Below are 13,429 nucleotides of genomic sequence, written 5' to 3' on the forward strand. Positions count from 1 at the left end.
AGTAGCTCCTCAACACATGCCCGCATCTGCGGCGATGGCGCGCAACTCGGCGATCAGCTTGTCGGCCGCCAGCGGGCGGGGCCTGAGCAGGCAGGAATGGACATAAGCCGAAACGGTGACGCTGTTCTCGATTGGTATGGCAACGAGGCCGCTTGACCGACAGTCCATCGCCGAGAAAGCATCCAGGATTGTGATCCCGATCCCCTCGGAGACGAAGGATAGGGCAGCTTCGACGAAGTGTACAAAGACGGAAGTCTGACGCATGGTACCCCAGCGCCGGAAGGTCTCGTCGATATGCAGGCCGTGCGTGGTGGCTGGAGCAAAAGAGATGAGCGTCTCATCCATGATGTCTGCGGGCGTGACCGAAGGTCGCGACGCCAACGCGTGCCCAGCCGGCACCACGCAGACGAGATTGGTTTCCGCTATTTTGACGGTATCGATCAGCGGGTCTTCTACCTCTGCAATGGTAGCCACGCAGCTGCCCTGCCCGAACAGCAGGTAATCCCGGACATCGCGTTGTGGCAAGGAATCGCAGTAATAGGTCCCAGCTGTGCCTTTGAGCTGCAATTGCCTGACCGCCTTGGGCAGCAGCCGCATGCCGATGCTGGGCGTCGCACCGAAGCGAAACGTCGTGGCCTGACCGCGCGCGATCGAATAGACAAGATTGGACAGCATTTCGGATTGCTGGTGAACCCGCTCTACCTCGGCCAGGATCAGCCGCGCCTCTTCAGTCGGCACCATGCGGCCTGAGATCCGAGCAAACAATGCCACTCCCAACTGGTCCTCGAACCGCTTGATCGCAACCGAGAGACTGGGTTGCGAAACGCCGAGATGCCTTGCTGCCGCTGTCAGCGACTGTGTCGCCATGACGATCCGGAAGATCTCGAGATGCCGTTCCTTCAGTTTCGGTGTGGCCATGTTTCCCACGCTGACTCTATAACTTTTGACTATGTGTGTCGCGAGTTTATGTATTGGCGTCAATAGCACTGTTGCCGCTATGCCATATGCATGACAATGAAACGGTGCGACATGATTGGTGCTTCTACCCGCCTCGTAGCCATTATCGGCTCGCCCATCACTCAGGTGAAATCACCTGAAAACTTCAATCGCTACTTCGAGGATATCGGATTAGATCGGGCCATGATCGCGCTTGACCTGAAGGCAAGGCATGTTGCGGATTTCGTTGCGATGGTCCGCGGGTGGGAAAACCTCGACGGATTCGTCGTCACTATTCCCCACAAGAGTGCAGTAGCCGCTCTGATTGATGAGGTGAGCCCCCGCGCGCTCTGGCTGGGCGCAGTCAATGTGGTGCGGCGTCATCCCGACGGACGACTGTCGGGGGACATGACCGATGGAACGGGCTTTGTCGAAGCGCTGCGCGCGCGGGGCTTTGCCCTCAAGGGCAAGTCGGCACTGCTGATTGGTGCGGGGGCCGCTGGCAGCGCCATCGCCCTGGCACTCGCCGAGACAGGCCTTGCCGATCTCTCGATCCAGGATGTCGAGGCGGAGCGAGCCAGCACGTTGGTTGATAAGCTGACCGTGGCATTTCCTCACTGCTGCAGCGCCCTGATGGTCGGTGAAGCGCGTCCGTTCGACTTGGTCGTAAACTGCTCGCCGGCTGGAATGTTCGAGCTCGACCCGCAACCGGTGGCGCAGAGGATAATAGACGCCATGCCACCAGAGGGCATGGCCGCCGAGGTCATCACCTCGCCCGAGCTCACGCCATTTCTTCGGGCTGCCCTGGCGCGCGGTCTCGCTGTCCAGACTGGCGTCGAGATGGCCATGGCGCAGTTTCAACTGCTCCGGAAGGTGATGGATGGAGCAGCTCATGTTTAGCGGCCGGCAGGAGACATATGACGTCGTCGTCATTGGTGGGGGGGCAGGCGGCATGAGCGCGGCTGTTGCAACTGCGCGGCTGGGTGCTCGGGTCCTCCTCGTCGAGCAATACGGTTTTCTCGGAGGCGCTGCCTCGCATTCGCAGGTGCTGGCCTATTGCGGCTTTTACCAGAAGGGCGCCACACCGGTGCCGGCGGTGCTCGGCATCGGCGCCGAATTGCTGGCGGAGCTTGAAACCATCGGCCAAACGGTTGCGCCGATCATGTCGCGAAGCGGAAACTGGATCGTCATGCTTGATCCGGAATCGGTAAAATTCGCCTTCGACCGGATGTCAGATGTTGCCGGAGTGCATGTGCGGTTGCACAGCAAGCTGACAGCCGTCGCATTGGATAAGGGCCGCATTGCTTCCGTAACGCTTGCCGATCATGATGGGACGGTCACGATAGAGGCTGGCAGCTTCGTTGATGCGAGCGGTGAGGCAACGCTGTCGGTGCTGGCCGGTGCCCGCCTGACCAGCGACATCAGTCGCGGCAATCATGTGCAGCCCGCTTCGATGCCCGTTCGGATCGGCGGTGTGGCACCCGATACACCAGTCGACAGGACGGTGCTGGCTGGGATCATAGCGCAATACAATGCCACGTCATCAGACAGGCCCATTCCGCGTGCAGATGGTGGCGTGATATCACGGCTTCCCATTTCGGGCGATGTTTGGTGGATGACGATCGATCTCGCACTAGGCGGGTTAAGTGGCGAAGATCTATGGGCCGTGGAGCGGGAGGCCCGGCGGCAGGCCTGGCGCAATCTCGCACTCATCAGACAAATGCCTGGGTTCGAACGAGCCTATCTCGTGGCAACCGGACCGCAGATCGGGATCCGTGAAACTCGCAGGCCGCTCTCGCGAGACGACATGACCGGGGCCGCGCTTGAGGGAGGCACACGTCGTTCTGACGGTATTGGCCGCGCCGCCTGGCCGATGGAGGTGCATGAGGCGCCGGGCCAGGCTTTTTTCGTCGATGTCGGCGGCGAGGGGTTTGCTGACATCCCGATGGGCGCGCTGCAGGCTGCTGATCTTGGCAATCTCTACTTGGCAGGGCGTGTCATTGGTGCCGAACAGGCCGCCTATGGGTCGGTACGGGTCATGGGCACTGCTTTCGCAACCGGGCACGCTGCAGGCATAGCTGCGGCTCTCGGGGTGACGGCAAGGCAGGTTTGTGTTGATGAACTACGACGTATCCTTGTCACCCAAAATGCGATTGTCTGATCAAGGGCTGATAGTGGGGAAGCACATAGTGAGTGGAGAAATTGCTTCTGCATAGATGCGATGTCGCAATCTGTGGCCGGATGCTTGAGCCTTTTTCTTTTCCCGCGACAAGGCTTTGACAGTTTCCGGATGAAGGGATTCGCAGAAGAGGACAATTGAGGATCCAGGCCCTGCGCTGCGGAGAGCGGTGAACTCGGACTGACGATCAGTCCAGCCGCCAACTCATGTAACGCGGGGCATTTGATCAAGGCGTGCCGCATGACCTAGCGGGTGGAGTGGAGGGCATTTGCTACGCGTTCCCGGACAAGGCGGTTGAAGGCCGTGACCGTATTTTGGTCGGCGCCCGGAGACGCCACGAGGATGAATTCGACATCCTCGATCTTTGGTAGGGCCGAAGGGGGCAGTTCGCGTAGCCCTAAGGGAGCGAGACTGCGTGGCTGCACGAGGACACCCATGCCGGCTCGGGCTGCAGCCGTCAGGCCGCTCAGGCTTTGGCAGGAGCAGACAATCCGCCAGGGCAGCGCCGCACGTTCGAGAGCCTCCATCAGCAGTGTTCTTGTCAGGCTCGGCGGCGGAAAGACGATGAGCGGAAGAACCGTTTTTTCCATCATGGCCTCAGGATCGGCTGCAAGCCAGACCAATGGTTCGCGCAGGATCGCTTCGCCTCGGCGATCTCCCAGGCGACGCTTTGCAAAGACCAGGTCCAGGTCGCCCTTGTCCTGCATGTCGGCCAGATCCTTGGAGAGGGCCACCGTGAGATGAAGCTCGACAGCCGGATAGTCGGCGATGAACTCACGCAAGAGCGTCGGAAGCTGGCCGGAAACCAGATCTTCCGAGATGCCGAGCCGCAATCGACCGCTGGGCTTCTCACCCTCGAAGAGGGATGCCGTTTGCCGCTCGAGGGCGAGGAGTTCACGGGCGTGCGGCAAGAGGGCCTCGCCATCGGCAGTCAGGCGCACGCCATGGGTGTCACGGTCGATCAGGCGTCTGCCGATCGCCTCTTCAAGGCGTTGGAGATGTTGACTGACAGTTGACTGTCGCAGCCCCAGTTTCTGGCTGGCGAGGGTGAAGCTGCCGAACTGGGCGATTGAGACGAAACTGCGCAATTGAACAAGGTCGAGCATATCACGTCTCTCGATAACTGTTATTTCTTGCATCAGATTATACGATAACTAGTCTTTGATTTCTGTCCAGCAGGAACCCTCAGATGAAACGCCTTCTTCCCGATACATTCACGCTGCTGCTTGTTGCGATGGTGGTCGTTGCAAGCCTCTTGCCGATTTCCGGAGAGCCGGCGGAGTGGTTCGGCCTTGCGACCAATCTGGCGATTGCGCTCTTGTTCTTTCTGCACGGTTCGCGCCTTTCGACTGATGTGGTGGTGGCGGGCTTCCTGAATTGGCGCCTTCAGGGCTTCATCCTTGCCGTCACATTCGTGGTCTTTCCGCTGCTCGGTCTCCTCGTGGGGGTGCTCTCGCCCTGGCTTATCCCGCCTGCCCTTTATCTCGGCCTTCTCTATGTTTGCGTCTTGCCATCGACCGTGCAGTCATCGATCGCCTTTACCTCGATTGCAGGTGGCAATGTTCCTGCCGCCATCTGTGCAGCCTCCGCATCGAACATTCTTGGCATGTTCCTGACACCGGCGCTCGTGGCCGTCCTCTTCACAGCGCAAGGTCATGTTGGAGTGTCGCTGGAGATGATCGGCAAGATACTCCTGCAGCTTTTCCTGCCCTTCGTGCTTGGACAGGTCCTGCAGCCCGTCATCGGCAACTGGATCCGGGCGCGAAAATCACTGCTCGCCCCCGTTGATCGTGGTTCGATCCTGATGGTGGTCTATCTCGCCTTTTCCAATGCGGTCATTCAAGGCATCTGGTCTGAATTCACCACGGCCGATCTGGCGCTGGTAATCGGGCTCGACATTGCCCTGCTGGTGGTCGTTCTGCTTGTCACGATTTTCTGCTCGAACCTGTTCGGTTTCAGCCGGGAGGATCGGATTGCCGCGGTCTTCTGCGGCTCGAAGAAGAGCCTTGCCAGCGGTGTGCCGATGGCCGGTGTCATCTTCGCGGGTCAGTCGGTCGGCGCGATCGTCCTGCCGCTGATGCTTTTCCACCAGATCCAGTTGATGGTCTGCGCCTGGCTCGCGCGGCGCTTTGCCAATGCACAGGTCAAAGCTGAACGATTGGTCCAACCGGGAGCCTGAGTCCGACGTCGATCGCGTTATCCGAGCGTGCCTTGATCTTTTCTGCCAATCAAAGGACTCCTCCTAAAGTGGAGAAACACCAGAGGGTAGGTCGCTGTTTTGTGGAAGTTGAGGCCGCGACAGGGAGTGGGGCATCATTTCAGTCCTTGAAACATGGTAAGTCTGAAAAAATCTAGCGGCGTTCGCGATCTTTAGATCCCGGCCGCGCAGTAGGAACCCTCCAAGGAGCGGCCTACAAACCGGACGAGACTTATTCGCTCGAGGTCCTCGGGGTGGAAACCGAAGGCAGGATCAAGGAGGAACCTGAGAAAGCTCTTGGTCATCCCCGGCCCAAATCCCCCAAACGTTAGATCTCCTGATGATTATTGAAAACTGGGGCGTGGGTAATTCGGGAGCCATACGGGCTCTAACGTCCTGCGCTTGTTCCCTGGCTCAAGATATCGGTACCGCGGTAAGCTCTCGAAGGTTTCACTGAGGAGTGCCGATTGGATGACCACTTTCGTTGCTGCGCCGCGACGAGGATAGCCATAAACGACGGCGCGGCCGGGAGCGCCGTCACCCGATCGGGCAGCGATAGACTGCCAAAGAGATCTACGAGTACGTCGGGTCCAAGCGACGTAGGATATCAACCCGGAGCTGTTCGATCATCTGCGCTGCGGGATCAAGGCCTCCTCCCATCGCGGGCACTTCCAATAAAGCGCCCGACGCACTGCTGAGGCAAATTAACACAAACCTGAACGGCACTTCGGCAGGACGGATTTTGCGTTCTGCTCCAAGTGTGTCCGAAGCATCGGTCCAGCGGCCCCTTTTCAGTAGGGCACAAAGTCCCTAGTCCCGTTCGGACCTTCGGGGATATTTTCGTTGGACCATGAGACATGGTTCCGTCCTTTGATCTCCTGCAAGCTTCAGCCTCCAATACTGCGCGGTTAGCTGTGGCTGCTGCGCTGATCAACAAGAGGGGCGGGGAGACCCGGTTGCATCATGGTACAGCTCAACAAGAACGACCTCGATTTTATTCTGCGTCAAATCAAGATCGCCGAAGCGCATGTCGCAGCCTCGAATGCCGGGACAGATCCGAGAATTGCACTAGAACAACTCGTCTCGAGCCCGCTCCTGCCTTATGGCTTGCGCACGGTTGATGGTTCATTCAACAACTTCCAGCCGGGCATGACGCGGTTCGGATCGGCCGATCAGCCGATGGTCCGGCTACTCGATGCCCAGTTCTCCACTGCGGAAGTCAATCCGCGCACTGGTCTTCCGACCAGCTACGGCCAGCCCTCTGGAAGCGTCTATGACAGCCAGCCGCGCATCATTTCCAACCTTGTTGCCGACCAGTCATTGAGTAACCCGGCTGCCATCTCCGCAGCACTTGCTTCGGTTGGGATCACGGGTGCCGACGCGCTGACGATCGTGGGAGAGGTCATGCAGCTCCAGGCTGCCGTCAGTCAGGCACAGGCCGCAGTGGCGACTGCGGCATCATCGGCTTCTGCCGCCCGCACCCAGGCTCAGGCTGTCGTCAACAGTGCGCAGGACACAGTCACTGTTGCCCAGCAGACGGTGATAGCGCTGCAGGGAGAACTGAGCGCACTTGTCAACGCTGCGGCCCAGGGCTCGGCCGCGTTGACAGCGGCGGAGGCTGCCGTTGTCGCCAACCAGATCGAGGTGGGAGCCGCTCAGGCCGATGTCGCCGCCAAGCTTGCGCTGATGCAGGAAGCCGGCGATGCTGCTGCCGCGACCCAGAGCGCAGAAAATCTCGCGCTTGCCAACCTGACGGTTGCAGAAATTGCGCGCAATAACGCTGCGAATGCCTATTCAGCCAATCCGAGCCAAGCCTCGGCCGACGCTTTGGCCCAGGCAACGCTCGCCTACAACGCGGCTCGCACGGCTTATGAAGTCGCACAGGAGGATGACGAAGCCGCCGATGCGGCACTTGTTCTCGCTCAGGCTGCCCATTCTGCTTCGGTGACGGTTCTGCAGGGGGAACTCGACCAGCAGGTCGAGCTTGTTGAAGCTGCCGAACTGGCCGAGGCCGGTCACGCGGCAGCAGATGCTGCGGTCGCCGCAAAGACGGTCGAGTTGAATGATGCAACCCTTGATCTTGCCGAGGCGCAGGCCGATCTCGCCGGCGCACAGGCCTCCTTGCAGGCACTTCCTCAGACCGACGCTGCCGCGACCGCGCTCGCGAATGCCGCCGTAGCGGCCGCCAAGGCGGCCGTCATCGCCGAGTTGTCTTCACACGGCGTCGAAATGGACGGCGACAACGTTTTCATAAAGAATATCGCCGCCGACCTCGGCGATACCGCCTCCTTCAACGGCTTCATGACGATCTTTGGTCAGTTCTTCGATCATGGTCTCGACCTTACCACAAAGGGTAGCTCTGGCTCGGTCTATATTCCGCTGCAGCCGGACGATCCGCTCTATGTGGCGGGCAGTCCGACCAACTTCATGGTGTTGACGCGCGCCACCAACGCGCCGGGTGCCGACGGCGTCATCGGCACTGCCGACGACGTACGCAACCACACAAATGAAACCACGCCCTGGATCGATCTGAATCAGGTCTACACGTCGAACCCGTCCCATCAGGTCTTCCTGCGCGAATATGTGCTGGTCGGCGGAAAGCCTGTTGCCACCGGTCAGATGCTCGAAAGCGTAACCGGTGGCCCGCCGACCTGGAAGGACATCAAGACCCAGGCGGAACTCGTCCTCGGCATCAAACTGCATGATCTGAACGTTCACGCCGTTCCAGCGGTGCTGACCGATTTCTACGGCGAATTCGTGCGCGGGGCCAACGGGTTCCCGCAACTCGTCACCCCGACGGGCGCCGTCGAAGGCAATCCTGTTGCGCCAGCCGATGCCATGCAGGCGGTTTCAGCTGGCCGTGCCTTCCTGAACGATATCGCCCACGACGCCGTGCCTGGTGAGTATGTCATGGCACGCACCGAACAAGGGCAGGCCGTCTACGCGCAGAAAACAGCGGATACAGACACAGACACCGGTAATGCGCAGGGGCCTGCCAACGTGTTCGGCGGTGTCTCGACCTATGACAACGAGCTCCTCGATCGTCATTTCATCGTCGGCGACGGTCGCGGCAACGAGAATATCGCGCTGACGGCGACGCACGCCATTTTCCATGGCGAACACAACCGTCAGGTGGAGGAAATCAAGGCAAGCCTGCTTGCCGGCGGCGATGTTGCCTTCCTGAACGAGTGGCTGCTCACCGATGTCGACACCATGCCCGCGAGCGGTGCCGGTCTGGTCTGGGATGGCGAGCGGTTGTTCCAGGCTGCCCGCTTCTCGACAGAAATGGTCTATCAGCATCTCGTCTTCGAGGAGTTCGTTCGCGCTGTTGCTCCGCAGATCGACCCGTTCGTTTTCTCCAATTCAGTCGAAATCGACAGCGCGATCTTCGAGGAATTCGCCCAGGTCGTCTATCGGTTCGGGCACTCGATGCTGAACGAGAACGTCGACATCCTGAAATTTGCCGGTGGTCAGGTCAGAGCGGAAGAAAAGGGTTTGATCGACGCCTTCCTCGACCCGGTGATGTTCGATGCGCAGGGCGTCGACGCCCATGCAGCAGCCGGCGCGATCCTGCGCGGCATGACCCGTCAGGCCGGCAACGAAATTGACGAATTCATGACCAGCGCGCTGCGTGACAATCTGGTCGGCCTGCCGCTCGATCTTGCCGCGCTCAACATCGCCCGTGCCCGTGAAACCGGAGTTCCCTCGCTCAACGAGGCTCGTCGGCAGATCTACGACCAGACGCAGGACACCTATCTGAAGCCCTATGACAGCTGGGTGGATTTCGCCCAGAACCTCAAGAACCCGCTGTCGATCGTCAACTTTATCGCGGCCTATGGCACCCATGCGACGATCCTCTCTGCAACAACAGCCGACGCCAAGCGGGATGCCGCTTGGGATCTGGTGTTCGGAAAGGCAAATGAAACATCCACACAACGCGAGGCTCGCCTCGACTTCCTCAACTCCACGGGCTCATGGGCCAATGCTGAAACAGGGCTCAACAAGGTCGACTTCTGGATCGGCGGTCTCGCTGAGGCCTTGATGCCCTTCGGCGGCATGCTGGGGTCCACCTTCACCTTTATCTTCGAACTGCAGATCGAGAAGCTGCAAAATGGTGACCGCTTCTACTATCTCAGCCGCACCCAGGGTCTGAACCTCCTGACGGAACTGGAGAGCGACAGCTTTGCCGACCTGATCCGACGCAACACCGATACCGAAGAGGTCGGCCTGCACATCAATGGCGCTGCGTTCCAGACCGCCGATTACATCATCGAGATGGACCAGTCTCGCCAGTACAACAAAGGTCTCGCAGACAACGGAAGGGCTGATCCGACCCGTGCACCCGATGTCATCTCTGCGATCACCGGGACCGACAGCCTCGTCACCCGCGGCCCTGATTACCTCAAGTATAATGGCGGTGAGCATGTGGTACTCGGTGGCACAAACCGGTCGGAAACGATCATCGGCGGTGCTGGCGACGACACAATCTGGGGTGAAGGCGGCGATGACCGGATTGAAGGCGGTTACGGCGTTGATCACATCCATGGCGGAGACGGCTCTGACGTCATCACCGACAGCGGCACCGATATCGGTGCAGCGGACGTGCTGAAGGGCGAGGGCGGCGACGACTTGATCAATGGCGGCATGGGTCTCGACCTGATCTTTGGTGGTGACGGTTCCGACATCCTGGCTGGTGGTTCCGAAGCCAAGAGCATTTTCGGTGGTCAAGGGAATGATTTCATCCGCGCGGCCTCCGGTGGAGGTGGCGTCGTCTACGGCAACGAAGGCCACGACTGGATGGAAGGTCAGGGGAATATGAACACCCTGACCGGTGACAATTCGGAGCTGTTCTTCAACTCCCGCGTCATTGGCCACGACATCATGATCTCGGGTGAGAACGATACCGATTTCGATGCCGAATCCGGTGACGACATCATGGTGCAGGGAATTGGCATCAACCGGAGCAATGGCATGGCCGGCTTCGACTGGACGACCTTCAAGGGCAATGATTACGATGCCGTGGCGGACATGAATGTCAGCATCTTCGTCAACCAGCAGAACAACATCCTGCGGGACCGCTATGATCTCGTGGAAGGCTTATCCGGCTGGAAGAACAATGACAGCCTCACCGGGCGCGACGTCGTCGTCGGCGGCTACGATGCAGCTGGCAACGCCGCGCAGGTAAGCCCGGATGCACCGATAGAGAGCTTCTCCAACGCGCTTCTCGAAAAGAACGTCGACAACATAACCGGGCTTCGCGAGCTGGTGGCGCATCTCGAGCGCTTCGTTCTCACCAACCCGAACAATGCCAACGGCGACAGCCAGTTGGCTGTAATGGACACGTCCGACGGTTCCGACATCCTGCTCGGCGGCGGTGGCTCCGACATGATCCGCGGCATGGGCGGCAACGACATCATCGACGGTGACAGTTGGCTCAACGTCCGCATTCGTATCGATGCACCCGGAGGTCCTTATACGGCCGACAGCCTGGCCGGCCCGGTCTATCTGGAAGCGGATCTTATCAACGGCATGCTTAAGCCAAATGCGATTGCGCAGTTGGAAGGTGCGACGCTCGAGAGCCTGCTGTTCAGCCGGACTTTCCGGCCAGGGCAACTGTCCATGGTCCGCGAGATCGTTGACGGCGGTGGAGCTGCTGATGTCGACACCGCATTCTACTACGACAACTTCGAGAACTATGAGGTCACGTACAACGATGACGGCAGCGTCACCGTTGATCATGTGAACCCTACGGCAGGTATTATCGACGCAGTGTCGGGCCGCAACCTTCAGGCGGAGGGTACGGACCGGCTGTTTAATATCGAGAGGATCCAGTTCGCCGACCGGGTACTCGACCTTCGCAACGTCGCGCCGGAGATTGCGCTCGACGGTTTCGACACCGTGACCCGCGTGTTGGCCGACAATTTTAACACGGCAAGTGGTGGCAACAACAACACGGGTACGACCAGCTTCGTTTCAGGCTGGGTCGAGGCGGGCGACGGGAACAATTCGGTCACGGGCGGAAACGTCCAGATCGACCAGAATGACAGCAACCAGCTCCGCTTCAATCCGAATGCGGCTGACGGTGCAACGATCACACGATCCCTCGATCTATCGGGCATGCAGTCTGCGTCGGTGTCCTTCAGTATTGCAGATGAGGGTATATCAGCAGGCGGCTTTAACGGTGATAATGAAAGGTTGCATTTCGAGTACGCGGCGGATGGCGTGAATTTCGTGGCCGTGGCGACTTTCAACGGCAACAATGGTGGCAGCCAGTCGATCACACTGCCAGTTGGTAACGGTTTCACCGCAAATGCCGCCGTTCGTTTCCGTCTCGAAGGAACCCTCGACAATAACGAGCGCTTCATTGCCGACAACCTGACCATCAACGCCATCGGCACGCAGCCGGTCACGCCGCCCAATCAGGACATAACCAGCACCTTTGTCGAAGGTCAGTCACCGATTTCGATCGGGTCTCAGCCGCTGATCACCGATGATGGACAGTTGCTGGCTTCGGCTCGGGTGGTTCTTACCAATGCCCAGGCCGGTGACAGCCTCGCCGTGGGGGGGCTTCCCAACGGCATCACTGCGACGACCACGCAAGCAGGCGGCACGATCGTTGTAACACTTGCCGGCGAAGCTGCGCTTTCGGCCTATCAGGCTGCGATGCAGGCGATCACTTTCGCCAACAGTTCGGACGCGCCGTCCGTCGTTCCGCGTGTGATCGAAGTGACTGTGAATGACGGGCGCCTCGATAGTGCGCCGGCGACGCATACGGTGACCATCACGCCGGTCGATGATCCGACCATTGCGAACAATGATACGGTCATCACCAATATCAGCCGTGGCACGGCGATCGTCATTCCGGAGTGGGCGCTGCTCTACAATGACAGCGATCCGGACAATACGCTCGACGTCACCGCCGTGTCCTCGAACGGCCAGGGTGGACTGACTGGCGTCAGCCTCAACAATACGGTGAGACTGGTTACTTTCACCGATCCGACAAATGGCGGTGCCGGCGGCAGCTTCGGCTACACAGCAACGGGGGGCAACAGCGATACCGCGACAGTGACATTGTCGCAAAATCAGGGCACAACTGGGGGCAACGGCAACCAGATCCTGGCGGGCAACAACAACGCTTCCACCTTCGACGGTGGAGCCGGCAATGACGTCATTCTGGCCGGTGGCGGTGATGATACGATCAATCAGACGAGCGATCAGGGCCGCGACATTGTCGACGGCGGCACAGGCAACGACACCTACCGCCTGATCGGGGTGCAAGGTGCCGAGAGGTTCCGCATTTATGCCGTGACCAACAACCAGAACGCATCGCTCGCCGCCATGCTCGGCACGGCCTTCCTGCCGACGACCGAGATCGTCATCACCCGTGCTCTGGCCAATGGCGTAGAAACAGTGGTCGCCGAACTCGACAACATCGAGGAGATCTCAGTCAACACGCTGAACGTCTCGCAGAACAACAACAATGGTGGACCGGACGGCGGCACGAGTGGCGGCGACATCATCGAAGTCATCGGCAATTTCGACAGCACCAGCCTGAACTACTCGACCATCACCATCGATGGCTCCGCCGGAGACGACGTGGTCGACATCTCGGCCCTGACCTCTGCCCACCGTATCGTCTTCCGCTCGAACGGCGGCAATGACACGATTGTCGGTGCGCTACGTCCGCAGGATGTCGTCGAAGTGGCCCCGGACGCCAATCCGCAAGACTACAGTGAGAGCGACAATGGCGACGGCACGACGACGCTCTCCAATGGCAGCCACTCGCTGACTTTTACCGGACAGGCGCCAATCCTGGTCGGTGCTGGTGAAGGTGAGGACCACGACGCCGGCCCGGATGATGACGGTGCTGACGATGACGATATGGTGGTGCCTCCCGCAACGGGCGGCTCACCCCTCACGCTGATCGGCACGGCCGCGGCGGAAGCGCTTCTTGGCGCGGGTGGTGACGATACGATCCTGGGTGGTGCTGGAACGGATGTTCTGGTCGGTCAGGGCGGCTCGGACATTCTGCGTGGCGAGGATGGCGACGACGTGGTGTCGGGCGGCGATGGCAATGACGTCATCAATGCCGGCCAGGGCGACGACGAGGTGCATGC

Annotated in this window: 6 protein-coding genes; 4 read left to right on the forward strand and 2 right to left on the reverse strand. The window is 59.8% G+C overall.

Annotated features, from left to right (window positions below; translation table 11 throughout):
* Positions 1-9: 9 nt before the first annotated feature.
* Positions 10-918 (reverse strand): LysR family transcriptional regulator, encoded by a 909-nt coding sequence (locus QWE_RS07005; protein ID WP_006725402.1) that lies wholly within the window; start codon positions 916-918, stop codon positions 10-12.
* 96 nt (positions 919-1,014) lie between these two features.
* Between QWE_RS07005 and QWE_RS07010 the strand changes: the two genes are divergently transcribed.
* Both QWE_RS07010 and QWE_RS07015 read left to right on the forward strand, forming a co-directional pair.
* Positions 1,015-1,836, forward strand: coding sequence for a shikimate dehydrogenase family protein (locus tag QWE_RS07010; RefSeq protein ID WP_202802980.1), 822 nt, complete (start codon positions 1,015-1,017; stop codon positions 1,834-1,836).
* Positions 1,829-3,097, forward strand: a complete 1,269-nt coding sequence (locus QWE_RS07015) for an FAD-dependent oxidoreductase (protein WP_040299710.1) — start codon at positions 1,829-1,831, stop codon at positions 3,095-3,097. Before QWE_RS07010 ends, QWE_RS07015 begins: the two co-directional genes overlap by 8 nt.
* Positions 3,098-3,360: 263 nt before the next feature.
* On the opposite strand, the gene QWE_RS07020 is transcribed toward QWE_RS07015, so the two are convergent.
* Positions 3,361-4,221 carry a LysR family transcriptional regulator gene (locus tag QWE_RS07020; RefSeq protein WP_006725405.1) on the reverse strand — a complete coding sequence of 287 codons (861 nt, stop codon included), beginning with the start codon at positions 4,219-4,221 and terminating at the stop codon, positions 3,361-3,363.
* A gap of 83 nt (positions 4,222-4,304) precedes the next feature.
* Here QWE_RS07020 and QWE_RS07025 point away from each other — a divergent pair, with 83 nt between their 5' ends.
* Positions 4,305-5,294, forward strand: coding sequence for a bile acid:sodium symporter family protein (locus tag QWE_RS07025; protein WP_006725407.1), 990 nt, complete (start codon positions 4,305-4,307; stop codon positions 5,292-5,294).
* Between the two features lie 981 nt (positions 5,295-6,275).
* The coding region (locus QWE_RS25690; RefSeq protein WP_006725408.1) for a peroxidase family protein at positions 6,276-13,429 on the forward strand (7,154 nt) is incomplete at its 3' end.

The organism is Agrobacterium albertimagni AOL15, assembly GCF_000300855.1.
GTDB lineage: Bacteria > Pseudomonadota > Alphaproteobacteria > Rhizobiales > Rhizobiaceae > Allorhizobium > Allorhizobium albertimagni.